This window comes from Gordonia crocea (genome assembly GCF_009932435.1).
Taxonomy (GTDB): Bacteria; Actinomycetota; Actinomycetes; order Mycobacteriales; family Mycobacteriaceae; genus Gordonia; species Gordonia crocea.
The window spans coordinates 242,483-266,992 of the sequence record NZ_BJOU01000002.1 but is presented as its reverse complement, the minus strand read 5'-3'; the positions used below and the strand labels follow the sequence as shown (position 1 = coordinate 266,992).

Annotated in this window: 19 protein-coding genes; 6 read left to right on the top strand and 13 right to left on the bottom strand. The window is 66.0% G+C overall.

Features of this window, described 5'->3' with window-relative positions:
• Window positions 1-6 precede the first annotated feature (6 nt).
• The 5 genes from nbrcactino_RS12970 to nbrcactino_RS12950 form a co-directional block, all read right to left on the bottom strand.
• Window positions 7-672 (bottom strand): MspA family porin, encoded by a 666-nt coding sequence (locus tag nbrcactino_RS12970; RefSeq protein ID WP_161927960.1) that lies wholly within the window; start codon window positions 670-672, stop codon window positions 7-9.
• An 11-nt stretch (window positions 673-683) separates the two neighbouring features.
• The gene (locus tag nbrcactino_RS12965; protein WP_228460871.1) at window positions 684-2,978 is read right to left on the bottom strand and encodes a glycosyltransferase family 2 protein; all 2,295 of its coding nucleotides are present in this window, start codon (window positions 2,976-2,978) and stop codon (window positions 684-686) included.
• A gap of 23 nt (window positions 2,979-3,001) precedes the next feature.
• The gene (locus nbrcactino_RS12960; RefSeq protein ID WP_228460861.1) at window positions 3,002-3,805 is read right to left on the bottom strand and encodes a glycosyltransferase family 2 protein; all 804 of its coding nucleotides are present in this window, start codon (window positions 3,803-3,805) and stop codon (window positions 3,002-3,004) included.
• Window positions 3,806-4,008: 203 nt separating this feature from the next.
• Entirely contained in the window at window positions 4,009-4,836 is an 828-nt protein-coding gene (locus tag nbrcactino_RS12955; protein ID WP_161927958.1) for an ABC transporter ATP-binding protein, read from the bottom strand.
• Complete coding sequence (locus nbrcactino_RS12950; protein ID WP_161927957.1) at window positions 4,833-5,882, bottom strand: FecCD family ABC transporter permease; 1,050 nt, start codon at window positions 5,880-5,882, stop codon at window positions 4,833-4,835. Before nbrcactino_RS12950 ends, nbrcactino_RS12955 begins: the two co-directional genes overlap by 4 nt.
• A 192-nt stretch (window positions 5,883-6,074) precedes the next feature.
• On the opposite strand from nbrcactino_RS12950, the gene nbrcactino_RS12945 reads away from it, so the two are divergent.
• The 3 genes from nbrcactino_RS12945 to nbrcactino_RS12935 all read left to right on the top strand — a co-directional run bounded on the left by nbrcactino_RS12945 (window position 6,075) and on the right by nbrcactino_RS12935 (window position 10,339).
• Entirely contained in the window at window positions 6,075-7,325 is a 1,251-nt protein-coding gene (locus nbrcactino_RS12945; RefSeq protein WP_161927956.1) for a lipopolysaccharide biosynthesis protein, read from the top strand.
• 95 nt (window positions 7,326-7,420) lie between these two features.
• Window positions 7,421-7,987: a sigma-70 family RNA polymerase sigma factor gene (locus nbrcactino_RS12940; RefSeq protein WP_161927955.1), complete on the top strand. Its 567-nt coding sequence runs from the start codon at window positions 7,421-7,423 to the stop codon at window positions 7,985-7,987.
• An 84-nt stretch (window positions 7,988-8,071) separates the two neighbouring features.
• On the top strand, window positions 8,072-10,339 hold the full coding sequence (locus nbrcactino_RS12935) for a heavy metal translocating P-type ATPase (RefSeq protein ID WP_267130407.1): 2,268 nt from the start codon (window positions 8,072-8,074) through the stop codon (window positions 10,337-10,339).
• Here the strand turns inward: nbrcactino_RS12935 and nbrcactino_RS18220 are convergent.
• Genes nbrcactino_RS18220 through nbrcactino_RS12920 form a run of 3 tightly spaced genes read right to left on the bottom strand, consistent with a single transcriptional unit; the run spans window position 10,331 to window position 13,499 of the window.
• Entirely contained in the window at window positions 10,331-10,900 is a 570-nt protein-coding gene (locus nbrcactino_RS18220; RefSeq protein WP_228460860.1) for a zf-HC2 domain-containing protein, read from the bottom strand. The two genes, nbrcactino_RS12935 and nbrcactino_RS18220, sit on opposite strands and share 9 nt — an antisense overlap.
• A 29-nt stretch (window positions 10,901-10,929) precedes the next feature.
• Window positions 10,930-12,930, bottom strand: coding sequence for a cytochrome c oxidase assembly protein (locus tag nbrcactino_RS12925; protein WP_228460859.1), 2,001 nt, complete (start codon window positions 12,928-12,930; stop codon window positions 10,930-10,932).
• 50 nt (window positions 12,931-12,980) lie between these two features.
• The gene (locus nbrcactino_RS12920) at window positions 12,981-13,499 is read right to left on the bottom strand and encodes an RDD family protein (protein WP_161927954.1); all 519 of its coding nucleotides are present in this window, start codon (window positions 13,497-13,499) and stop codon (window positions 12,981-12,983) included.
• Between the two features lie 254 nt (window positions 13,500-13,753).
• Here nbrcactino_RS12920 and glnA (nbrcactino_RS12915) point away from each other — a divergent pair, with 254 nt between their 5' ends.
• Complete coding sequence (gene glnA, locus nbrcactino_RS12915) at window positions 13,754-15,187, top strand: type I glutamate--ammonia ligase (protein WP_161927953.1); 1,434 nt, start codon at window positions 13,754-13,756, stop codon at window positions 15,185-15,187.
• 25 nt (window positions 15,188-15,212) lie between these two features.
• Here the strand turns inward: glnA (nbrcactino_RS12915) and nbrcactino_RS12910 are convergent, their stop codons facing one another.
• Window positions 15,213-16,745, bottom strand: a complete 1,533-nt coding sequence (locus nbrcactino_RS12910) for an MFS transporter (RefSeq protein WP_228460858.1) — start codon at window positions 16,743-16,745, stop codon at window positions 15,213-15,215.
• Between the two features lie 101 nt (window positions 16,746-16,846).
• Here nbrcactino_RS12910 and nbrcactino_RS12905 point away from each other — a divergent pair, with 101 nt between their 5' ends.
• Both nbrcactino_RS12905 and nbrcactino_RS12900 read left to right on the top strand, forming a co-directional pair.
• A complete protein-coding gene (locus nbrcactino_RS12905) occupies window positions 16,847-17,590 on the top strand; it encodes a TetR/AcrR family transcriptional regulator (protein ID WP_161927952.1) in 744 nt (247 codons plus the stop codon).
• A 45-nt stretch (window positions 17,591-17,635) separates the two neighbouring features.
• Window positions 17,636-18,235 (top strand): FKBP-type peptidyl-prolyl cis-trans isomerase, encoded by a 600-nt coding sequence (locus tag nbrcactino_RS12900; protein ID WP_161927951.1) that lies wholly within the window; start codon window positions 17,636-17,638, stop codon window positions 18,233-18,235.
• On the opposite strand, the gene nbrcactino_RS12895 is transcribed toward nbrcactino_RS12900, so the two are convergent.
• The 4 genes from nbrcactino_RS12895 to glnA (nbrcactino_RS12880) are packed head-to-tail and all read right to left on the bottom strand — an operon-like array spanning window position 18,236 to window position 24,334.
• Window positions 18,236-18,880 carry a biliverdin-producing heme oxygenase gene (locus nbrcactino_RS12895; RefSeq protein WP_186343384.1) on the bottom strand — a complete coding sequence of 215 codons (645 nt, stop codon included), beginning with the start codon at window positions 18,878-18,880 and terminating at the stop codon, window positions 18,236-18,238.
• A 59-nt stretch (window positions 18,881-18,939) separates the two neighbouring features.
• Window positions 18,940-19,902 (bottom strand): endonuclease/exonuclease/phosphatase family protein, encoded by a 963-nt coding sequence (locus nbrcactino_RS12890; RefSeq protein WP_161927949.1) that lies wholly within the window; start codon window positions 19,900-19,902, stop codon window positions 18,940-18,942.
• A gap of 45 nt (window positions 19,903-19,947) precedes the next feature.
• Window positions 19,948-22,986, bottom strand: a complete 3,039-nt coding sequence (locus nbrcactino_RS12885; protein ID WP_161927948.1) for a bifunctional [glutamine synthetase] adenylyltransferase/[glutamine synthetase]-adenylyl-L-tyrosine phosphorylase — start codon at window positions 22,984-22,986, stop codon at window positions 19,948-19,950.
• Window positions 22,987-22,993: 7 nt separating this feature from the next.
• Window positions 22,994-24,334: a type I glutamate--ammonia ligase gene (gene glnA, locus nbrcactino_RS12880; protein WP_161927947.1), complete on the bottom strand. Its 1,341-nt coding sequence runs from the start codon at window positions 24,332-24,334 to the stop codon at window positions 22,994-22,996.
• Window positions 24,335-24,510 lie beyond the last annotated feature (176 nt).

The following is a 24,510-nucleotide window of genomic DNA, read 5'->3' as shown; positions in this document are numbered from 1 at the left end:
GGGACATCACAACAGATGCTTCCGCCCGTAGACCATGATGGTGTCGCCTTCATTGCTCCATACCCGGATATAGGGCTGGATTGTCACCTGCCCGAGTACCCCGGTGACCGCACCGTGAAAGTTCTTGACCCGCAACACGCCCCCGGCCCCTTTGGCTTGGCCGGTGGTCGCATCTACTGCCCGGACTCCGGGACCAAATCCGACTGCGAGGTTCCCAGTGACAGTGGGAAGCATGTTCCAGTTGATATACGGTCCCCGGATCTCCTGCTGGCTGGGCTCCAGCGGCACCCACCAGGTGATGTTGGGGGTCGAGTAGCTCACGCCAATCGACCCGGTCAGCGTTGCCGGATAACCGATCAGGAAGCCAAAGGTCACTGTGCCGCCCCAATCCTCCACCTTCGCGCCATCCTCGTCCTCGTCCCCGCCGGTGATGCGCAACGTCGATTTGCCCGAGTACCGCCACTGTCGCGACGTCGGGTTGGAGTCGATCGGTACCACCGATTCGACCCGGGTGTCTGACACTAAGGCCGCGATCTTGCGCTTCTTCCCGTCCACCACCGAGTCGCCGCCCTCTACCCTCGCCTGGGCCGGGCCCGCCACCAGCATTCCAGCGGCCATTACCGCAGCGGCAACGCTCAGCGCCCCCCGACTTCTTCGTCCCATGGACGTCATCAACCTGTCCTTTACCTCACCGCCGAGCCGGCATTTCCGGCCTCGGCAACAGACGCTGCAACCTGCACGTCCATCGACACGGGCAACTCTCGCTCCGAGCCGATATGTCTTGTTGTCGCCGCACGCTGCCGGGTCGCCCGGCGTAGCGCCGAGAGCGTCAAGTGGGCCGGACCGGCCGCGTAGCCGACGATCTCCACGACCCCCAGCGCGAGGGGATATCCCTCGCGTTTAGCGGCGTTCTTCGGCGACCGCGGATCGAACAGCAGCCGCAGACCGCCGGGCAATGCTTGCGCGACGCCGACAGCTTCGTTGGGCCCCCGCACCAAATGTCGACACACACTGGCCGACATCCCGGTGCCGTACCCATACAACTGCCGACGCAATGCCGCGCGATTGTCCCGGTGGTGGTGACGTACGATCGCCGCTGGCTGATACACGATCGCGTCACCAGCGAGGTTGACACGACGGAAAGCATCGAGGTCTTCCCCGCCGCGCGTCGAGGTCCCAGCGCCCAGCAATTCATCGAATCCGCCGAGTTCGATGATTCGCGCCCTGCGAAAGGCCATATTGTTTCCCGAGCCGAATTCACTCCCGGCAATCGGATAGGCCAACCCCCGGGCCCCTTCCTTGGCTGTCGGCTCCCACCGACGCAGCCAATCCAGTGATCGGCTAACGCCGGGGTGCCACACCATCGGGTCCAGGCCCCGATCAAAGCGGGCCGCCCGCTCAAACCACCGGAAGATGGCCCGCCCCAGCTCAGCCGGAATGACCGCCCCCGTCACGCAGGTAACGTCACCATCGGTATCGGCGGCAAAGACGGCCGCGAGGCGTTCCAGCCAGTCGGGTTCGGGTTCCGCGTCGTCGTCGGTGAAGACGACGATGTCGCCGCGAGCCGCCGCCAAGGCAGTATTGCGGGCACAGGACAACCCGCGTCGCGGCTCCTCGACAATTCGCAACCGCGGGTTGTCCGCCACTGCCGTCAGCGCGGCGCGCGTCGCCCCCGAGCGCGGGTCGTTGTCTATGACAACAACTTCCGCGGGAACCAGCGTCTGCTCGGCAAGGATCGCCTGCACGGTGGCGGCCAACCTGGGACTGCGCCCGAGGGTGCACAGTGCGGCAGTCACCGTCTGATCAACTGCCGGCCAGGTCGGATATGCGCGTCGGCCGACCCCGGCCACTGCCCCGTCGACAGCGGTCCTGATCTGCGTACTGGCCGGGATCGCCGGCCCGATCGGCACTCGGATGCTGGCGATCTGGCGTCCGTCGAGACGAACCCGAAGGTGGACGGCGTCGACAGCCCGATGACCCAGTTCGGGGATCGGCCGGACCGGCACACCGCTGCTACCGTCGACATCGACCACGCAGGTAGGCTCGGCGCCGATTCCCCAAGCACCGTCGGTGCCGCGCGGCCGCGACACCAACCCGGTTAGCCAGCCCAATCCGGCCGCCCCGGTCCCGATAATGGTCGCGATAGCCCGCTGCAACCCATTGAGGTCCCCGCGACGAAGTCCGACAACGTCGGCCGCAACGGCCCGCGGTAGTGCTGAGCGCAGATACCGACGTTCGGCTGACAGGGAGTCGCGATACCCGCCCCGATGGCCGAGCATCGCTTTCGAACGTCCCTCCGCGATGCATCTCCGAATGAAGTAGCGGCGGCTGCACCGCAGCGGAGAGATCGAGTGACGGACCGATGCGCCGCCGATGCGCATGATTTCTTTTGCTGGCCAAATCTGACGCATCCTGATCGCGAGGTCGGTCTCCTCCGCGCCGGCAGCATTCTCCCCAGCCCGACCCAAACCGGTATGGAATCCACCCGCTGCGATGGCTAGGTCTCGGCGCACCGCCATGTTCGCGCCGATTGGGTTACGGACCGGTGCCCCTACCGGCGGCATTCCCTGATAGTCGCAGCCAACTACCCAATCGAAGGGCAACGGCAGCCATGTCGGTCGCGAGCCACCTGGCCACTGCGGAAAGATTTCACCGCCGACCATCATTACCTGTGGATCTGCGAAGGATTTTGCGATCGCGTCCAGCCAACCGCCAGCGGGAACCGCGTCGTCATCGACGAAAGCCACAATCGTCGAAGCCGCGTTCTGCAGGCCGGTGTTTCGTGCCGCGGACAGCCCGCCGGTGTCACCTCCGAGCACAACTCGGACCCCACCCGAGGCTGACTTCAGGCGGGCATACAGGTCTGGATTTCGGTCGACGACGACAATGACTTCGTCGCCCTCGCGCCGCTGGGCTGTCACCGCCGCCAGGCAACGTTGGATCGCCTCCCACCGCCGCGAGTCGTGGCAACAGATCACCGTCGATATCGGGATTGCCACGCCTAGACCGCCCGCGAGCCAGGGGTTGTGTCGCGCCCACCGTCCTCGGCGAAGTGCCGGATTGCTGGCGTCAGCTGCGGCGACCGGTCCCGCGCGCGGTATTCGACCAACAGGGTGCGCAGGACTCGACTCCCGTCGCTAACAGCCCGCAAGTTGCTCGGACCATGTAGCCGGTGCCGCTCGTGACTGGGCACCTCGCGGATAACCAGCCCGGACGTGGCGGCCCGGCAGTTGATCACCGTTTCGATCTCGAAGCCGTCCCCCCACTGCTGCTCGCCGCCTGCGGGTTCGTGATCGGGCAGTTCAAGCAGCGGCAGCACGTCTCGCCAGAACGCGTTGTAGCCATAGCAAAGGTCGGTGAAATGCATGCCAAAGAGCAGATTGGTGAGCACAGTCAGACCCCAGTTCCCGATCCGTCGGATCACGGTGATGTCGGCACTTCCGCCACCGGGTGCGAAACGCGTGCCTTTGGCAAAGTCCGCACCGGAGGTCAACGCCGCGACAAAGGAGTCAATCTCTCGCGGGTCGGCCGATCCGTCGGCGTCAAGCATGACGATGACATCACCGGTCGCCGCGGCGAAACCGCAGGCCAAAGCATTTCCTTTGCCCCATCGGGTTTGCTGCACAACGACCGCATCCGGACGCAACCTGGCGACCACCCCGAGCGAGTCATCACTCGAACCGCCATCGACCACGACCACCTCGGCGTCGGCGGGCAGGAGCGGTAAAACGTGACAGAGGTTGCGCTCCTCGTTGAAGACGGGGACCACGATGGATACCGTCGGCCCGCCCGGAGTGTGCACCACCTTTCCCCGCCTACGCCACGACACCACTCCCCTGCCCGTCACGTTCGACCTCCGATTGGTGCCGACACGCGAATCGCATGGGTCGGCCAAGCTGCTTTACCCAGTAGTCGGCCGCCACTCGCGTTTGGTTCCCACCGCCCCGCTTCATGCTGGGCACGCGCGGCGAGGAGCCCGACAGGTTGGCGCCGTCGGGCGACTGCGGGTTACCGGCAGCGCCCGTAAACGACGTAGTGGTCGCCGGTCAGCGGGTTGCGCGAAATGCGGGCCTCGATGCGGAAGACATCGGCGAGCAGGGTCGGGGTGATGACTGTCTCAGGCGGCCCGGCGGCGACCACCTTCCCGTTGCACATCACCACGACGTTGTCGGAATAGGCCAATGCATGATTGAGGTCGTGGACCGCGACGACGATGGTGGCCTCGAGGTCGGCGAGAATATCCAATAGGCCAATCTGGGCGTGCACGTCGAGATGATTGGTCGGTTCGTCCAGGATGATCAGTGGCGATTGTTGGGCTAGCGCCCGCGCCAACAGCACTCGCTGCCGTTCTCCGCCCGACAAGTCCTGAAAGTATCGGTCGACGAACCCGGCCATATCTACCCGGTTCAGCGCCGCGTCAACGATGTCCCGGTCGTGGCGGGTATCGCCTTCCAACGGTCTCTTGTGCGGTGTGCGCCCCATCGACACAATCTCGCGCACCGTGAAGTCGGCCGTCTCCCCGTGATGCTGCGTCACCACTGCTCGTAGCCGCGCACTGTCACGTACCGGCATCTGCCAGACATCCGCAGCGCCGATCAGGGCAGTTCCACGAGAGGGTCGGCAGGCACGGTAGAGCGCCCGCAGCAGAGTCGACTTGCCCGATCCGTTTGGACCGACGATCGCGGTAAGGCTGCCCGCTGGAATGGCGATATCAACGTCGGCGATGATCGAAACACCGTCAATATCGACCGAAACCGCCCTGGTGGCAACGGTGGGTGGTCGCTGATTCCTCGCCGGTTGCGAGCGGCGCCAACGGCCCGCGTCGTCGCTGGTCACACTGCACCTCCGGCCCGACTCCGTTTGAGTAACCAGAGGAAGAAGGGACCGCCCACCGCAGCGGTGAATATGGTCAGCGGATACTCGTTCGGCGGGTCGACCGACCGTGCGACGGTGTCTACCGCGACCAAAAAGGCAGCGCCCAGTAAAGCGGCCGCCGGGAGAAGCCGGCGGTAGTCCGCCCCGACCGCGAAGCGCGCGATATGCGGAATCATCAATCCAACGAATCCGACTCCGCCGGCAATGCTGACCGACACTCCGGTGAGCAGTGCGACCACAACGATGAGCTGGAGTCGAAAGGCATTGACCGACACGCCCAGCGCTACGGCGTCATCGTCGCCCATCGAGACTGCGTTGAGGCTGCGCCCCTGAACCATCAGCAAGGCAACGCACCCCAGCGATACCACCGCCGGAATCACCAATACCGACAACGAGTCCACGCCAGCCACACTCCCCATCATCCAAAAGAGCATGCCGCGTATCTCGGCTGGGTCTGAGTGCAACTGGACCAACGAGGTTGCCGCGGCAGCGACTTGACCGACGCCCACCCCGGCCAGCACGATGCGGGATCCGGTGAATGTGCCACTCCGATGAGCGAAGAGCAGAACGATCAGCAAGGCGATCATGGCGCCAATGAAGGCAGCCGTTGGTAGGCCCAGGTTGCGCAACCACAACGCCGACGCCGACGACATCACCAGGACCGCGCCCAGCGAGGCTCCCGAGGAGACTCCGAGCACGTACGGGTCGGCCAACGGGTTTCGCACCATCGCCTGCAGTGCCGCTCCGGCGATGGCCAAGGCCGCCCCAACCACGATGGCCGCAAGCGTGCGCGGCACGCGTAGCTTCCAGACGATCAGGTCGTTGACCGCACTGTCCGGCGGAGCGGGACGCGGAATCGCCACGCCCAGTTTGTCGGCAACGTCGGCGACGAGCCCGCCGAGGTGAAAAGCCAGTGACTGCACAACCTCGCCGGGGGGAACGGTGACCGACCCAACGGCAATCGCGGCTACCGCCGCGCCGACGAATAGGACGGTCCCAACCACCATGACCAGCGGATATCGTCGTCGAAGTGACGTCCGCGTGCTCACTGACACCCCACAATATCGCGACGGCGGCGGGTGACGTCTGCGCTGTGTGGACTGGTCGACACTTCAGCGCGGCCGATAGACATGGCTACTATTCTACAAATGGTAGAATCCGTGTCGTCGGTGCACCCGCCACAACAGGCGCGGACACGCATGCAGATCGACACCCTGAGCCTGCTCGCAGCGAGTGGGATCAACGCCGTGCTCGGCGTGGCCTACTGGGGCGCAGCGACCCGACACTACGGAGTAGCCGAGGTTGGCCGAGCATCAACCCTGATCAATTCGGCGCTGCTGCTGGCATCCCTGGCCAACCTCTCACTGGGGCCGTTGTACGAACGGTTCCTGCCGGTCGCCGGATCGCTGCAGCGACGTCTCATCCTCGCCGGCCAGGTGATCACCGCCGCGCTGGCCGGACTGTTCGCCGCCGTCTTCCTCGCGGTCGGGCCCGGCGAACTCGCCAACGGTCACGATCTGGTCGGATTGCTCTTCCTATTCGCGGTGCCGACGCTTGCCACCTTTAGCCTGCTGGACGCAATTCTGGTCGGACTACGCAGCGGTCGCTGGGCTGCCGCAAAGAACACGTTCCACGCGATGAGCAAGCTGGTGCTGGCGATACTGTTCGCCGGCATCGGCACCGCCACGGCACTGGTGTCGAGCTGGGTTATTCCCAGCCTCGGCGCAGTTGTCGTCATCGAGATACTTTTGCTGTCCCGTATCGGACCGTTGCGCCAAGACCGCCGCGCGACACCCGAGCTGCCCGAACGCAAGGCCCTGGGCGCCTTCACCGGCTGGGCAATGGCGTGGATGCTCGCCCAGACCCTGCCCGGACTACTGATCCCGCTCATTGTCGTCAGCCAACGTGGGCTCGCCGATGCCGCATTCTTCAACATCTCGTGGACCATCGTCGCGGCGTCGATTTTGTTGATGGCCCTGGTCACCGGCCCTTACGTCGCCGAGGCTTCCCGCCGTCCTAGCCGATCACGCTGGGAATTAACCCGGACCCTGGCCACCAATCTCGTCCTGATCAACATTGTCCGCGCGCTACTCGTCGGAGCCGTCGGCCCAATCGTCCTCTACCTCTATGGGCGGGAGTATTTCTCGGCTGGCACACCTTTGCTGCTGGTCATGGCGTGCTGCCAATTGATTTCGACAGTCGGCTACCTCTACGCAAGCATCGCACGGGTGAGTGGAAAGATCGGCTTCCCCACCGTGGTGCAATTGCTGGGCACCGGGGGGTTGTTGCTGGTGGTCCCCGTCCTGGTCACCCATTGGGGAATCGTTGGCGTGGGCGTGGGCTACCTAGTCCACGACGTTGTCCTCGCGCTGGTGATAGCGCCGAAACTCATCAAGGCGCTGCGCAGTGAGAAAGCTGTGAACTTCCAAGTCCCGGTACGCGACAACTAATGATGTGCGAAATGAACTCGGCTACCGCGCAGCAGAGGTAGCGCACCCAGGGCCCGCCACCGCCATCGCCGGCCGGGTCGACTATCGTCAGGGGTATGCGAGAAGCCCACGCCGATGATGCCGAGGTCACCAGCGCAGCCCTGGCCGCGGCAAGTGGAGACGACGCATCGCTTGAGTTCTTTGTGCGCGCGACTCAGCGTGACGTGTGGCGTTTCATCTGCCACCTCGGACATGCCAAGACTGCTGACGACCTCACGCAGGAGACCTTTCTCCGGGCGCTCAAGAGTTTGCCTCGCTTCAAGGCGCAGTCGACCGCGCGCACCTGGCTGCTCTCCATCGCACGGCGCACCTGCGCCGACGAGGTGCGCTACGCGATGAGCCGACCCCGCATCGCCGACACAGTCGACTGGGTAGCCGCGGCTGACCGTCACGTCGGCGCCAACAACGCCTGGCAAGGCATTGTGGAACTCAACCTGCTGCTCGACCAGCTACCCGCAGACCGGCGCGAAGCACTGGTGCTCACCCAGGTCATCGGGCTGTCCTACCAAGAAGCCGCAGAGGTAGTCGGCTGCCCGGTCGGGACGATTCGCTCCCGTGTTGCCCGCGCCCGGGAATCGCTGATCGCGGCGAGCTCGCCAGCCACGCTGCGGAGCGTGAACTAGACCGGGACGTCTCGGTCGGGACGACATCAGCAATGGTGAAGCGTCCTGAGAAGCGCAGAAGGACAGGTAGGCACAGTGACCGCACTGGACGAATCCACACCGATAGTACCTGGAGCTGACCAACCCGCCGGTCTCAACGCCCCCCAGCGAATCCAGCTCGACGTCTCCGGAATGACCTGTGGCGCATGTGCCGCCCGGGTGGAGAAGAAGTTGAACCGGGTCGAGGGCGTGCGCGCAACGGTCAACTATGCGACGCGGGTTGCCACGATCGACGCCAACCCCGAAATCAGCGCAGCAGCGTTGTGCGACGTGGTGGACAAGGCCGGGTATGGCGCAGCGGAGCGCGACTCACGTCCCACCCCAATTGCCGATACCGACGGTGACCACGCCAGTAGCCTCTTTCGCCGACTCGTCGTCGGGCTCATCCTGTTCATCCCGCTCGCCGACCTGTCGATCCTGTTCGCGGTAGTCCCCTCAGCACGCTTCGCAGGCTGGCGATTCCTCCTGCTCGTCCTGGCGATTCCAATTCTGACCTGGTGCGCGGCACCGTTCTATCGGGTCGCCGTCAAGAATTTGCGCGCCCGCACAGCGAGCATGGAGACCTTGGTGTCCATGGGAATACTCTCTGCCACCGCGTGGTCGGTCTGGACGATGTTTGGGTCGGCCGCCACGCCTGCGGGCTCGAAATCAACCGGGGTCTGGTCGGCGATCTGGGGCAGTGACGCCATTTATCTCGAAGTAGCCACCGGTGTCACGGTTCTTGTGCTGGCCGGCCGCTACTTCGAGGCCCGGGCCCGCTCCCGGGCTGGCGGCGCCTTGCGCGCCCTCGCCGCACTCACCGCGAAGACGGTGACGATCGTCGCCGCCGACGGGCAAGAAATGACTATTCCGGCCGATGAGTTGAAGGAAGGTCAGTCGTTCATCGTTCGCCCCGGCGAAACGATCGCCACCGACGGCATCATCACCAACGGTCGGGCGTCGGTGGACATGAGCACCATGACCGGCGAGTCTCGCCCGGTCAAAGCGACCGTCGCCGACGCAGTCATCGGCGGTACCACCGCGTTGGACGGACGACTGGTCGTCCAGGCAGCGGCGGTGGGAGCCGACACCCAGCTGGCCGGAATGATGCGGCTCGTCGAGCAGGCACAGTCCGGGAAGGCCAACGCCCAGCGCCTTGCCGATCGGATCTCCGGAATCTTCGTACCGACCGCAATCGTCATTGCCATCCTCACCGTGCTGGGCTGGCTACTCGTGGAAGGCACGGCCGAACGCGCTATCGCTGCCGGGGTTGCCGTACTCGTGATCGCGTGTCCCTGCGCGCTTGGCTTGGCCACCCCGATTGCTGTGATGGTGTCTGCCGGGCGGGGAGCCCAACTGGGCATCTTCTTGAAGAACCACCAGGCGATGGATACCTCGCGGGAGATCGACACGGTGGTGTTCGACAAGACGGGAACCGTCACCGTCGGTGAACTCACCGTGACCGACGTGTGGGTCGCCGAGGGACAGAGCCGCGACGAGATCCTTGCAGTCGTGGCTGGCGTCGAAGCCGCCTCCGAGCACGCTGTCGCCGCCGCATTGGTCGCGGCGTGTACTGGGGAGGTCCCGCCGGTCAAGGACTTTACCGCCCATCCTGGTCAGGGTGTCACGGGGTTGGTCGAGGGCCACTCGGTTCGAGTCGGGTCACCCCGCTGGATTTCCGCATCGGGCAGCACGCCGTTTGGCGCCGCGTCCTTGCGTCGAACCGCCCACGAACGAGGTGACAGCGCCGTGTTCGTCAGCATCGACGACCAGCTGTGCGCAGCGATTGCGATTGCCGACACCGTCAAACCTAGCTCGGCGCCGGCAATCGCGGCCTTGGACAAGGCCGGCATTCGTACCGTTCTGCTCACCGGCGACAACCTTGCGGTCGCCAATCGGGTGGCGAAGCAAGTTGGAATTGACAAAGTGATCGCCGAGGTCCTACCCGACGAGAAGGTAGCCGTCATCGCGGCCCTGCAGGCCGAGGGCAGAGCCGTGGCCATGGTCGGTGACGGAATCAACGACGGGCCGGCACTGGCCACCGCTGATCTTGGCCTGGCCATCGGCCGCGGTGCTGACGTTGCCATTGGCGCCGCTGACATCATTCTGGTCCGTGACGATCTACGCTCGGCGCCAGCCGCACTGAGCTTGGCCAATGCCACTAAGCGGACTATTCGGACGAATCTCATCTGGGCGTTCGGCTACAACATTGCGGCGATCCCGATCGCCGCAATGGGGCTACTCAATCCCCTGATTGCCGGCGCTGCCATGGCCCTGTCGTCGCTATTTGTTGTCTCCAACAGCCTGCGTCTGCAAAACTTCGGATCAACCTAGCGCCCGTGGCCCTCGGCGCGGCGCGGGGTCGGGCCGAGGTGGACGCAGTTGAACAACCTCAGCTGATTCCGGCGCTTCATCGGCCGCTCTTGCGAACCGACGATCGGCCGACGCTTTCCTGTGGTCGCGGAGATTTCGCCAGCGACATACCAGCAACGCACTAACCAGGACCAGAGTAGCTGTCGCCAGGGCACCATGAATTGCCGGATACCAAGTGGGCAAGTCCCGCAGGAGATAGCCGAACGACCACATGAGTGTCGCGATGGTCGCGGCAACCGTGGCGGTGGGCAATCCAGCCGGACTCCGCATCACGTTTCCCCACAGCGACTGCGCAGCACGGTGCTCGGGAGCGCGTGATCGGTTGCGCAAGTCGGCCATGATCTGGCCACTCAGGTCAGGAGCGACATCTGGGGAGAACAAGTCGAATGAGCAGACCGCCTCATACCACCGAGCACATTCCCGGCACCCAGCTAAATGCTCATCGACCTGCGCCGCCGGAACCATCTCCCGTTCTCCGTCAACCCGAGCAGACAACGATTCACGGGCAACTTCACACTGCATCGACTAGCACCTCCCTTGCCTGGAAGAACTCAGCGACGAGATCTCGCTAGAGCGGCAAGCATTTCATTATAGGAACTGAGTTCGTCATCCTCATAGGTATCGGCGTGACGATCAGCGCGCGCAGCTTGGCGACGATCTGATTTCGCCCATTGCACGACGATCGCAACGACCACCATCAGGACTGGGAGTTCACTTGCTCCCCAGGCGATGGCCCCACCGAGCCATTGGTCGCGACTCAGATCAGAAACCCATGGCAATGCCAACTCACTATAGAAGTTTCCCGCGATCACCGTCGTCATCGTCATTAGCGCAATTCCGAAGAATGCGTGGAAGGGCATTACCGCGAACAGTAGGCCGATCCGCGCCAGGAAAGGCAGTCGGCGGGGCCCCGGATCTATACCGAGAATCACCCAGAAGAATAGGTAGCCGACGATCACGAAATGGACCGTCAGCAGTACGTGACCCCAGTGGTATTTTGCAAACGTGGCGAAGATGGAAGTGAAGTAGACTACATACAACGACATGACGAACATCGCAAGAGCGACAATCGGATTGGATGACACCCGGGTGATGCGCGAATGCAGAAGCCAAAGCACCCATTTTCTCGGCCCCGGCGATCCGTTCGCGGTGGCCGTTGGCAAAGCGCGAAGTGCCAGCGTGGCCGGCGCACCGAGCACCAACAAAACCGGGATGAACATATTCAGCGCCATATGCTCAGCCATGTGCACACTAAACATGGCCGACCCATACGATCGGACACCTGACGAAGTGAAGAAAACCAGCGCGAGGCAACCCAGAATCCAACTCATGGTGCGGCCCCGCGACCATTGGTCGCCCCGTCGGATCAGACGCACCACGCCCCAGACGTAAAGACCGACGGCCACCAGGCAAAACGTTCCGATGAAAACGTCGAACCGCCAGAAGAGGGCCAATCGCTGCACGGTGGGCGGTCCGGGCAGCGGGTATCCCAGGAGTACGTCAAAGGCACTGAACCTTCGAGCGAGGAATCGCGGGGCGACCCTGGTGTCCATGACGGCCCAGGCGGCAAAGACCACAAGCGCCAGTATCGTCGCCCCAGCAATCGATAAACGCACGTCACGGCCTAACACGCCTCTGGTCGCTAGGCGATGCTCGCGCCACCCGACGTATCCCAGCGCCGATAACGCGAGCATAAAAACCACCGCAGCGACCCCAAAGGCCGTGTCGAATACGAACCTTTGGGGCAACAGGAAAGCGACCAGGCCCGCACCGCTCAACCAACTGACCACGTCGGCGATCACCACTATGAGCGGGCACCGAGAAGGAACAGATTGGCTGGTGTCGTCGCCATTGAGTTCCGGCGCGCAGGCAAACGCCCAACGATATCCCAAACCCACTGAGAGTGAAGCCGCGAAAAGAATCGCCAAACCGGTCATATAGTCATGATTGGGCCCCTGCCCCGCGTTTCCGGCCATATACGGCGCCACCACAGCAATGAATGCTGGTACCAAAAGGACCACGTGTCCGATCCAGCTCAACACAAATCGCGACACCACTGCGACCACCGTTGCGCAGCAGGCCACAACAATCCAGGCCACTGCCGTCTCACTGACGGCTATCCCAACCCCCACTGCGGCCTCACCGACCAAACGAATCGGATTGGTACCCATCGCGTCGGCTGCGCCTACCAGAACCATCGCCCACGCGCCGACGGCCAACCAGGAACTAGCCCGAGTGACCATCAGGTGAGCGGGATAGACCCGCGCATCAATAAAGCCCCCCGCGGGACGGGCCACCGTCACTACAAAGACCAGGCTGCCAAGTACGAGCGCCCCAGCAACCGATACCAAGAAGTACCCGACGACATCGGCGAGGGAAGTCAGCTGGCCGGGATACGGATCGCCTCGCTCCACGTAACGATCGGGGCCAGCAATTACGGAGTAGACGGCGAGCCCGACTGCCGATACGCCCAGCCCAGTCCAGGCCATCCGCCTAGCTGTGGACGAAAAGACGGGGATACCGCCGTCGGCAGCCGTCTCGTCGTTGGACATGGCGCCATCCTACCTTCGGTGGAATGCCGCCCCGATGCTGGTAGGCCCTGCTACCGGCTGTGCACGACCGCCGTCTGCGTGACCCGGTCGTGCAGGGCGCGCCCGTTGTTGTCGTTGATCAGGGCGGGCACGATCACCGTGATCAACAGTTGGCGGACGAAGGCGCGCAGAACACCGACCGCGGCGCGCATCGAAGCGTTCTCCGTCGGCTCGAAATCGACGCGGATGACGCGCAAACCCACGACGTACTGTCCGGGCGTGAATCCGAACAATGTGACAGTCGCCACACCCACGACAAACCACACCGCGAGTTGGGGCAGTGCGATGGCGTTGATCTTCGCCTCGATCGTCGGCTCGCCGGCCACGAAGAAGAAGGCCACAGCATAAGCCATCAGCCAGTCGACGAGCAAACCGCCCACGCGGCGCCAACCGGTGGCCAGCGCGCCCGGACCCGACTGCGGCAGACCAAGGTCCTGACCTGGGTATTCGTTGTCTTTGGTGGCAACATCGTCCACCCGCGGTCCGGAAAGCCACGATCCGGCGGCACGTCGTCCCGACTGCTGTCCCATGCCCGCCATCCTAGGCGCTCGCCCGCCGACCACCGCATTCCCGGGGTTAGAGCCAAGCGCGAACCGCATGTTTGCGATAGTGGAAGCAGCCCTCTCTCGGGCAAGCACAGCGTCGTGCGTCGGTTAACACGGGAGAAACACGACTTTGACCGAAGGGCAACGTGCCCTCCATAACGTCATCGTCATTGCCAGGCCCCTGGCGCAGTAGCCACCCCATCCCGGAGGCTACAAACGAGTGAAGGAGTCACCGGACGGTGTATACCAGCAAAGAAGAACTTCTCGAGGGCATCAAAAAAGAAGGCGTCGAGTACGTCGACATCCGCTTCTGCGACCTGCCCGGCGTGATGCAGCACTTCTCGATCCCGGCGTCGGCGTTCGACGAGTCGGTGTTCGAGGACGGTCTCGCATTCGACGGTTCGTCGGTGCGCGGATTCCAGTCGATCGACGAATCCGACATGATGTTGCTGCCGGACCCTTCGACCGCACGCGTCGACCCGTTCCGCAAGGCCAAGACGATGAACGTCAGCTTCTTCGTCCACGACCCCTTCACCCGCGAGGCCTATAGCCGCGACCCCCGCAACGTCGCCCGTAAGGCCGAGGACTACTTAGCCTCCACCGGCATCGCCGACACCTGCTTCTTCGGCGCCGAGGCGGAGTTCTACATCTTCGACTCGGTGTCCTACGGCTCTGAGATGAACGGGACCTTCTACAAGGTCGAGTCCGAATCGGGCTGGTGGAACGCCTCCTCCGACACCGACCCGGACGGCAGCCCGAACCTCGGTTACAAGGTTCGCCCCAAGGGCGGCTACTTCCCCGTCGCGCCGTACGACCACTACGTGGACCTCCGTGACGAGATGTCGACGAACCTGATCAATTCCGGCTTCACCCTCGAGCGCGGCCACCACGAGGTGGGTACCGCCGGCCAGGCCGAGATCAACTACAAGTTCGATACGCTGCTGCACGCTGCTGATGACGTTCAGCTGTTCAAGTACATCATCAAGAACACCGCGTGGCAGAACAACAAGTCGGTCACCTTCATGCCAAAGCCGCTGTTTGGCGACAACGGCTCGGGCATGCATGCCCACCAGTCGCTGTGGAAGGACGGCAAGCCGCTGTTCCACGACGAGTCCGGGTACGCCGGCCTGTCGGACCTGGCCCGCTACTACATCGGCGGCATCCTGCACCACGCCCCGTCGCTGCTGGCGTTCACCAATCCGACGATCAACTCGTACAAGCGACTAGTGCCCGGCTACGAGGCCCCGATCAACCTTGTCTACAGCCAGCGCAACCGCAGCGCCTGTGTCCGTATCCCGATTACCGGCAACAACCCGAAGGCTAAGCGCCTGGAGTTCCGCTGCCCGGACAGTTCAGGTAACCCGTACCTGGCGTTCGCCGCGATGATGATGGCCGGCCTCGACGGCATCAAGAACAAGATCGAGCCGCACGAGCCGGTCGACAAGGACCTCTACGAGCTTCCGCCGGAAGAGGCCAAGTCGATCCCGCAGGCTCCGACCTCGCTCGCCGCAGTGATCGACCGCCTCGAAGAGGACCACGACTACCTCACCACCGGTGGGGTGTTCACCGAGGACCTCATCGAGACCTGGATCAGCCTCAAGCGCGAGAACGAGATCCTGCCGACGCAGATCCGTCCTCACCCGTACGAGTTCCAGCTGTACTACGACTGCTGATAACCCGGCAGGCTCCCACACGGCGCTACGCGCTCCCACTCGCCTTTGAGTGGGATGCGGTAGCGCCGTGTCGGGTTTGCGGGGTGTCCCGCAGGGCCCAGACCGCGAGAACCGCGGTGGCGACCAAGACGCCCGCCCCCACCCACGCGGCGGCCGACAGTCCGTCGACGAAGGCGCTGCGGGCCACCGCGAGCAGGTGCTCGGCCTGGTCGGCGCCGAGTCCGTGGGCGGTGGCCAGCGCCCCGGCCAGGCTGCGCCCCGCAGGGCTGTCGGCGAAGGCCGGATCGTCGAAGGACAGCCGGTACACCGCGTTGAGCACGCTTCCGAGGATCGCGATGCCGAAGGCTCCCCCGAACTCGCTGGACGTCTCCAACAGGCTCGACGTCGCACCCGCCCGGTCGGCCGGCGCCACCCCGACGATGTAGTCGGCGATGACCGCCGCGACCGCGACCGTCCCACAGGCCAGTGCCGTCGCCCCGACGAGGACGACCGCCAGCGACTGCGTCGTCGTGAACGCGGCCAGCACCGCGAACCCGGTTGCCGCGACCAGCAGGCCGGTGACGACGACGGGCGGCCGGCCGAACCGGTTCGAGCCGGCGGCCGCCGCGGGTGCTGCGGCACCGACGAACACCGAGGGCAGCAGGCTCCACAACGCGGCCACGAGCGGCGAGTAGCCCAGCACCGACTGCAGGTACTGGGTCATCATGATCGCGTTGCCCAGGATGGCGAACATGCTGATGACGTTGATCCAGATCGAGGCGGAGAACCGGCGGTCGGCGAACAGCGAGACGTCCGCGAGTGGCTGCTCCAGACGCGTCTGCCGCCAGACGAACACCGCGCCGACGACCAGACCGGCCGCGATGAGCCCCAGCCAGGACGCGGCCCACCCGTCGGCGGCCAGCTTCTTGATGCCCTCGATCACCGGCAGGATGGCGCCGAGCGCCAGGACCGCGCTGAGAACATCCACCCGGCGAGACCGGTCACCGGTGTCGCCGGGAAGCAGGATCGGAGCCGCGATCACCAGGGCCGCCATCACCGGCACGTTGATCAGGAACACCGACCCCCACCAGAAGTGTTCGAGGAGAAGGCCGCTGATGATCGGGCCGACCGCGACACCGCCGGTCAGGACCGCACTCCAGGCCGCGACCGCCTTGGCACGCTGTGCCGGGTCGCTGAACAGGTGCCGGACCAGCGCCAGCGTCGACGGCATCAGCGTGGCCCCGCCGACCGCGAGCAGGGCGCGGGCGCCGATCAGCATCGTCGGCGTGACGGAGAAGGCCGCAATGACCGACGCGACGCTGAACGCGACTGCCCCGATCGTCAGCAGTCGGCGGTGGCCGATCCGGTCGGCGAGCGAGCCCATCGTCAACAAGAGGCCGGCGAGGACGAATCCGTAGACGTCGAAGATCCAGAGTTGTTGCTCGGCGGTGGCGTCGAGGTCGGCGGCGATGAACGGTGCCGCGAAGAAGAGGACGGAGACGTCCATCGAGACGATCAGCATGGGCAGGCACAGGGCGATCATGCCGATCCACGGGGAGCGTGTCGGTGTTGGTGACATGGTCTCTCCTAACTGTTTACGTTAGATACTGTTTACAACACATACGAATGTATACCCGTTCTGTATACGACACAAGCAATAATCGCGGTAGCATGTCGACCATGACCCCGCCGAACGCCGCCCTCCCCCGGTACCTGCAGCTCATGTGGGATATCGACGATCCGAACCGGCGGGGCCCCAAGCCCAAGCTCACCGTCGGCGACATCGGGCGGGCCGCGATGGAGATCGCCGACCGCGACGGCCTCGACGCCGTGTCGATGAAAGCCATCGCCGACGGCCTCGGGGTGACCCCCATGTCGCTCTACCGCTATGTGGAGGCCAAGGAGGACGTCTACGAGATCATGTTCGACGACGCCTACGGCACCCCGAACCCGGGTCTCCTCGACGGTCGCGACGACTGGCGGGACCGGATCACCGCGTGGACGATGGCAGTCGTCGAGCGGATGGTCGCCCATCCGTGGGTCGCCGCCCTGCCGATGGTCCGCCCGCCCGCCGGCCCCCAGTCACTGCGGTGGACCGACCTGGGCATCGCCGCCTTCGACGGCACCGGCCTCCCCGATTCCGAGCGGATGTCGACGCTGCTCCTGATCTCCGGTTTCACCCGCAACCATGTGCGGATGTCGGCCGAGATGGGCGCCTTCGACGCCACCGCGACATCGAACGCGGACCACTACATGGCGGTCCTGGGCGGGGTGATCGACGCGGCGCGGTTTCCCAACCTGACGCGCGCAGTGGCATCGGACTACCTCGACGACGACGGTGAGGACTTCTTCACCGACGAGCTGCGATTCGGCCTGGACCTCATCCTCGACGGTGTGGCCGCGCGTATCGCCACGCTCGCGTAGTCACGGTCGACGGCCGGTCCGGCGCCCCCTGCTAGGTTAAGGCGCATGCGCACATCCGCCTTGCTCCCCGCCCTCGCCGCCGTCACCGCACTCGTCCTGGCCGGTTGCGGTTCCAACGACGACACGACGACCACCGCCGGCAACGGCGCACCGGAGACCGGCTCCTGCCCCACCGCGGCCCCGGCCGCCGACGCCAAGCCCGACTGGACCTTCACCGGGTCGACCGGCGAGATCAAGGTGGTCGCGCCGACCACGACCACCGCTCCCGGCGTGACCGTGCAGACGCCCTTCGCCGTTGCGGCGACCAAGGTCGAGACTCTCACCCCCGGCACGGGCGACCAGGTGATCACCCTCGAGGACATGGTCTCGGTCTGCTACGTGGGCGTCAACGGCCGCGACGGCAAGGTCTTCGACAGTGCCTACGAACGCGGCACCCCCACCCCGTTCCCGCTCACCAACGTCGTCAGCGGTTTCCAGAAGGCCATCGTCGGCCAAAAGCCGGGTGCCACCGTCGCGGTGGCCATGACCCCCGATGACGGCTACAGGCCGATGGGCGGTCAAGCCGACGCGGGCATCTTGGCCGACGACGCGCTGATCTTCGTCCTGCAGATCAAGGGCATCGAGCAGACCGACGGGAGCGAGTGATCAGCTCCCCAGCGCGCCGAACAGCGCCTGGTTGAACTCGAAGGCCCGGATGGCCTCTGCGGTCAGCCGACCGGTCGCCTCGGCGTCGAGGTCGAGGGCGTCAAGCTGATCGCGGTAGGCGTCCTTGTACCGCTTGAGCTTGTCGATGCCCTCGAACCGGTAGAAGCTCAGGGCGTCCTCCGACACCCCGTACAGGTTGCGCATCTTGCTCGCGATGATCTGGCCCCCCGACAGGTCGCCCAGGTAGCGCGTGTAGTGGTGCGCGACGAAGCGGACCGGATCGGCCGCACTCGCCTCGATCGCCGCGACGTAGTCCGCGGTGGCCGGCAGCATCGCCAGCGCGGCCGGGTCCACGCCGATCGCGACCAGGTCGGACTCCAGCGACGCCGTCCGGCGCAGCCGCTCGTCGAGGACCGCGGCCGCGACCGGGTCGGCGGCCAGCCGGTCCCCGGCCTGTTCCAGGGCGCGGTAGACGAAGAGCAGCTGTCCGGCGAGCGAGGCATAGGCCTGCGCGTCGAGCCGTCCGTCCATCAGGTCGGTGACGAATGCCGAGCGCTCGGCATTCTCGTGCGCCCGTGCCGTGGCCTGCCGCAACACGTCGGATGTCCGCTCGGCGGGAGCCCGGTCTTTCGTCGCAAAAGTCATGGCAGACATGCTACAGGACGCCAAGTGAGGTAAACCTAACTAAGCGACGAATCCCACACTCAGCGCGGCGACAGGCGGACCACCAGGACGCGGTGGTCGGCCCCCGACAGGTGGTAGGTCTTGACCTCGGTCGCGACGAAACCGCGGCTGATGACGTGGTCGATCCCCACCACCGGGCGGCCCAAGAGCCGATCGGTCGGGTACGTCGGCAGCCACCCGGCGCCGGCCTGGTCGGCGGCATCCTCGATTCCGCCGGTCAACAGGTCCCGATAGTGCTTGTGGTCCCACGTCGCGTTGAAGTCGCCGACCGCGATCAACCGCCCGGCCGGCAGCCCTTCGATGTGTGCACGAAGCACGCCCAGGTCGGCGATCGCGCTCTCGCCGTGTCCGGCGCCGGGGACAGGCGCCCCCGGGTGGACCGCGAGCAGCCGGGTCTGCGGTGCGCCCGGCAGGTCGGCCGTCGCCGCCAGGTTGTGCAGGATCATCCCGGGGACGCGCGTCTGGTCGCGCTGCGCGGCGCGGGTGAGCAGAACCGTCCCCACCGCCCCCGGGCCGGGAACGGCGTACACATTGGGCAGCTTCACCGTGATCGGCGACGATTCGATTCGCGTGAATGCCTGCGCCGTGACTTCTTGCACACTGACCACGTCCGGGTCGACGTCGGCGATGAGGCGCGCCAATTCGCCGACGTCGCCGGACCCCACCATCAGGTTCGACGAGAGGACCGTGATCGTCGGCGACCCGGCCGCCGGCGGCGGGGACGCCCGCCACAGCGGAACCTGGGTGACGAGCACCGCGCCCGCCACCGCCACGGAAACCCCGGCGAGGACCCAGTTGCGCAGGCTGGCGAACACGAGCACCGCGGCGATCGTGCTCAACACCGCCAGCGGCACCGCGCTGGTCGGGTAGATCGTGAGATTGCTCGTCGACGGGGAGAAGTGCAACCACACCGCCACGACGCCGACGGCCAGCATGAGCACGCCGACGGCCACACCGCCGGCACGGAACACCTTCCCAATCACCCGGACCACCCTAATCGGTCGGGTGCGACCGTTACCCGAACCGGTCTACGCGCCGAAGACCTCGGTGACCACGGCCTTGGCCCGACGGGTCACGCGCAGGTAGTTCTCCAGGAAGTCCGACGCCTCGTCGGCGGGCCAGCCGGCCGCGAAGGCGACGGCCCGCAGCGCCGAACCGGGACCGGGCAACTCGTCGACCGGTTTGCCCCGCACCAGCACCAACGCGTTGCGGGCCTTGGTCGCCGTCAGCCACGCCTCGCGCAACAGGTCGACCTGCTCTTGGGGCAACAACCCGTCGGCGGCGATCGCGTCCAACGACTGCAGGGTCGAGGTGTTGTGCAGGGACGGATGGTCGTGGGCGTGGCGCAATTGGACCAGCTGCACCGTCCACTCGACGTCGGCGAGCCCGCCGCGGCCCAGTTTCGTGTGCAGGGCCGGGTCGGCCCCGCGCGGCAGCCGCTCGGCGTCGACGCGCGCCTTGATCCGCCGGATCTCGCGCACCGCCTCCGGCGAAACACCCCCCTCGGGGTAGCGAATCCGGTCGGCCATGTGGAGGAAGTCGATGCCGAGCTCGTTGTCGCCGGCCACCTGATGGGCACGCAGCAGGGCCTGAATCTCCCACGGCTGGGCCCACTGGTCGTAGTAGGCGCGGTAGGACTCGAGGGTCCGGACGACCGGACCGTTGCGTCCTTCGGGCCGCAGGTCGATGTCGACCTCCAAGGGCGGGTCGGCACTCGGCGTGCCGAGCATCGTCCGGACGTTCTCGGCCACGGTTTGCGCCCACTTGAGCGCCACCGTCTCGTCATCGGCGCCGGAAGCGCCGGCGAGCGGGTCGGACCTCGCACAGCCCTGACGCGGCTCGCACACGAACATCACATCGGCGTCCGAGCCGTAGCCGAGTTCCCCGCCACCGAGGCGCCCCATCCCGATGACCGCGATCCGGGCCGGCGGCTCCTCCCCCGCCGGCAACGACTCGGCGACCACCACCTGAAGGGCGGCGTTGAGAACGGCCGCCCACACCGAGGACAAGGCCGCGCAGACCTCCCGCACGTCGAGCATCCCGAGGATGTCGGCCGAGGCTATGCGGGCCAACTCGGCCCGACGGTGCCCCCGCGCCACCGCGACGGCCTGCTTGAGATCGGTGCGGCGCACCGTCGAGGCGACCAGGCCCTTGGCCACGTCGTCGGGGTCGACCCCGATCAGTTTCGGCCCGTCGGCGCCGTCGCTGTAGAGCTTGATGACCTCGGGTGCCCGCATGAGCAGTTCGGCGATGTAGGCCGAGGTGCCCAGCACGTGCATGAGCCGCTGCGCCACCACCCCGTCGTCGCGCAACAGTCGCAGGAACCACTCGGCGTCGACCAGTTCCTCGCACAGCCGCCGGTAGTTCAGCAGCGCGGCGTCGGGATCGGGGGTCCGGCTGATCCACTCCAACAACGAGGGCAGGATCAGCAGCTGGATCTGGCCGCGCCGCCCGGCCGTGGAGGCCAGCGCCCTGATGTGGCCCAAGGCGCGCTCGGGCTTGGCATAGCCCAGGGCGGCGAGCCGCCGCTGCGCGGATTCGCTCGACAAGGTCAGCTCGTCGGCCTCGAACCGGGTCACCGACTCCAGCAGCGGCCGGTAGAAGAGCTTCTCGTGCAACTGGCGGATCCGCCGGCGCTGGGACCGCAACTCCTCGCGCAGGACGCCCGCCGCGTCCAGGTCTGACGTCGGGCGGATATGTGCCGCTCTGGCCAGCCAGCGCATCGCCGGGGCATCGTCGGGATCGGGGAGCACATGGGTGCGCGACAACCGCTGCAACTGCAGCCGGTGCTCGAGCAGGCGCATGAACTGATACGAGGCGGACAGGTTCGCCCCGTCGTCGCGCCCGACGTAGCCGCCGGCGGTCAGGGCCGCCAGCGCCTCGACGGTGGCCTGGACGCGGAGCGACTCGTCGACCCGACCGTGCACCATCTGCAGCAGCTGCACGGCGAACTCGACGTCGCGCAGACTCCCGCTGCCGAGCTTCAGATTCCGTTCGCGCAAGTCGGCGGGGACAAGCGATTCCACCCGTCGGCGCATCGCCTGGACGTCGACGACGAAATCGTCGCGCTCGGCGGCGGTCCACACCATCGGGGTGACCGCGTCGATGTACTCGGCGGCCAGCGCCATGTCCCCGCACATCGCGCGCGCTTTGAGGAGCGCCTGGAACTCCCAGGTCTTGGCCCACCGCTTGTAGTAGGCGATATGACTCTCCACGGTCCGGGTCAGTGCGCCGGCCTTACCCTCGGGCCGCAGCGCCGCGTCGACGTCGAAGAACGCCGCGGACCCGATACGCATGAATTCGCCTGCGATGCGCGCCGACGTCGAGTCGGCCGGTTCGGCGACGAAGATGACGTCGACGTCGGAGACGTAGTTGAGTTCCCGCGCACCGCATTTGCCCATCGCGATCACCGCCAGCCGCACGTCGAGCGGCGCCTCCCCGCAGACCTGGGCGATCGCGACCGCCAGCGCCGCGGTCAGCGCCGCGTCGGCGAGGTCGGACAACAAGGCGCCCGCCGTCGGGATCGGCACATAGGGCTCGTCCTGCACCGTGGCGGCCACGTCGTGCGCGGCGATCACCAACAGCTGGTCGCGATAAGCCGTGCGCAGCGCGTGAATCGCGTCCGTCCCGGTCACCTCGGCGCGAAACACCAGGTCGTCGGGCCCGGCGCTGGGATCCGGTTCGGCGGCCACCGACCCCAGCATCGCCGCGCGCATCCCCTCGACCGTCGGGAGATCGGTACCGGTGAGCAGCCGCCAGGCCGTCGGCTCGGCGACCAGGTGGTCCCCCAGCGCATCCGAGGCGCCGAGCACCCCGAAGAGCCGACCGCGGAAACCGGTGTCCTCGACGATGAGCCGCTCGACCGCCGACCACTCGCCCTGCTCGGACAACGCCTCGCGCAGGCGGACCAGCGCCTTGAGCGCCAGGTCGGCGTCGGCCGCCCGCGACAGCGCCCAGACGACGTCGACCCGCTCGTCGGTGTTCCACCCGAGCATCGCCAGATTGGCCCCGGCGTCGGCCTCGAGGAGGCCGAGCCGCCCCGTACTGGGTACCGTTCCGCGCCGCATCGGCGCCCTACAGCGGCAGGTAGTTGCGGAGTTCGAACGGCGTGACGTGGCTCCGATACGCCGTCCACTCCGCCCACTTGTTGCGCAGGAAGTAGTCGAAGACGTGCTCGCCGAGCGCCTCGGCGACCAGCTCGGACCGCTCCATCTCGTTCAGCGCGTCGGCGAGGCTGCCCGGCAGTTCGCGGTAGCCCATCGCGCGGCGTTCCCCCGCGGTCAGCGCCCACACGTCGTCCTCGGCCTCGTCGGGCAGTTCATAACCCTCGGCGATGCCCTTGAGGCCGGCCGCCAGCAAGACCGCGAATGTCAGGTACGGGTTGCACGCCGAATCGGGACTGCGGACCTCGACGCGGCGCGAGGAACCCTTGTTCGGCGTGTACAGCGGAAGCCGCACCAGCGCCGATCGGTTCGCGCGGCCCCAGGTGGCGGCGGTCGGCGCCTCGCCACCGTGGATCAACCGCTTGTAGCTGTTCACCCACTGATTGGTGACGGCGCTGAGCTCGGTGGCGTGGTGCAGGATGCCGGCGACGAACTGCTTGCCGACCGCCGAGAGCTGCATCGGGTCGTCGGGGTCGTGGAAGGCGTTCTCCTCGCCCTCGAACAGGCTCAGGTGGGTGTGCATCGCCGAACCGGCATGGTCGCTGAACGGCTTGGGCATAAAGGTTGCCGTGACGCCCTCGTTGATGGCCACCTCTTTGATGAGGTAGCGGAAGGTCATCACGTTGTCGGCCATCGAGAGCGCGTCCGCGTATCGCAGGTCGATCTCCTGCTGTCCCGGGGCGCCTTCGTGGTGGGAGAACTCGACCGAGATGCCCATCGACTCGAGGGCGTCGATGGCGTGGCGGCGGAAGTTCGGGGCGGCGTTGTGCACCGTCTGGTCGAAATAGCCGCCGTGATCGGCGGGCTCGGGCTCGGTGCCATCGGCCGGCGCGTTCTTCAGCAAGAAGAACTCGATCTCCGGGTGGACGTAGCAGGTGAAGCCCTTCTCGGCCGCCTTGTTCATCTGGCGGCGCAGCACCTGACGCGAATCGGCCCACGACGGCGAGCCGTCCGGCATGACGATGTCGCAGAACATCCGCGCCGAATGATGCCGACCATCCGACGTGGTCCACGGCAACACCTGGAAGGTGGACGGGTCGGGACGGGCGACGGTGTCGGCCTCCGACACCCGTGAGAAGCCTTCGATCGCCGAGCCGTCGAAGCCGATCCCCTCCTCGAACGCCCCCTCCAACTCCGCCGGAGCGATCGCCACCGACTTGAGGTAACCCAGCACGTCGGTGAACCACAGCCGGACGAAACGGATGTCACGCTCTTCGAGCGTTCGCAGCACGAACTCTTTTTGGCGGTCCATATCCGCCGAGCCTAGAAGCAACCTGTTACGGGCGTGTTACTTCCAGGGGTTTTGGCAACCGTGTCGGAGACGCGTCTTGGCAACCGTGTCGGAGACGCGTCTTGGCAACCGTGTCGGAGACGCGAATCGGCAGCCGTGTCGGAGACGCGAATCGGCAGCCGTGTCGGAGACGCGAA

What these genes read in the sequence shown, in the direction of transcription:
- nbrcactino_RS12970 (WP_161927960.1), bottom strand. Translation starts at nt 672, where the DNA reads ATGACGTCCATGGGACGAAGAAGTCGGGGGGCGCTGAGCGTTGCCGCT.
- nbrcactino_RS12950 (WP_161927957.1), bottom strand. Translation starts at nt 5,882, where the DNA reads ATGGTGGTTGGGACCGTCCTATTCGTCGGCGCGGCGGTAGCCGCGATT.
- nbrcactino_RS12945 (WP_161927956.1), top strand. Translation starts at nt 6,075, where the DNA reads ATGCAGATCGACACCCTGAGCCTGCTCGCAGCGAGTGGGATCAACGCC.
- nbrcactino_RS12940 (WP_161927955.1), top strand. Translation starts at nt 7,421, where the DNA reads ATGCGAGAAGCCCACGCCGATGATGCCGAGGTCACCAGCGCAGCCCTG.
- nbrcactino_RS18220 (WP_228460860.1), bottom strand. Translation starts at nt 10,900, where the DNA reads ATGCAGTGTGAAGTTGCCCGTGAATCGTTGTCTGCTCGGGTTGACGGA.
- nbrcactino_RS12925 (WP_228460859.1), bottom strand. Translation starts at nt 12,930, where the DNA reads ATGTCCAACGACGAGACGGCTGCCGACGGCGGTATCCCCGTCTTTTCG.
- nbrcactino_RS12920 (WP_161927954.1), bottom strand. Translation starts at nt 13,499, where the DNA reads ATGGGACAGCAGTCGGGACGACGTGCCGCCGGATCGTGGCTTTCCGGA.
- nbrcactino_RS12910 (WP_228460858.1), bottom strand. Translation starts at nt 16,745, where the DNA reads ATGTCACCAACACCGACACGCTCCCCGTGGATCGGCATGATCGCCCTG.
- nbrcactino_RS12905 (WP_161927952.1), top strand. Translation starts at nt 16,847, where the DNA reads ATGACCCCGCCGAACGCCGCCCTCCCCCGGTACCTGCAGCTCATGTGG.
- nbrcactino_RS12900 (WP_161927951.1), top strand. Translation starts at nt 17,636, where the DNA reads ATGCGCACATCCGCCTTGCTCCCCGCCCTCGCCGCCGTCACCGCACTC.
- nbrcactino_RS12895 (WP_186343384.1), bottom strand. Translation starts at nt 18,880, where the DNA reads ATGACTTTTGCGACGAAAGACCGGGCTCCCGCCGAGCGGACATCCGAC.
- nbrcactino_RS12885 (WP_161927948.1), bottom strand. Translation starts at nt 22,986, where the DNA reads ATGCGGCGCGGAACGGTACCCAGTACGGGGCGGCTCGGCCTCCTCGAG.
- glnA (WP_161927947.1), bottom strand. Translation starts at nt 24,334, where the DNA reads ATGGACCGCCAAAAAGAGTTCGTGCTGCGAACGCTCGAAGAGCGTGAC.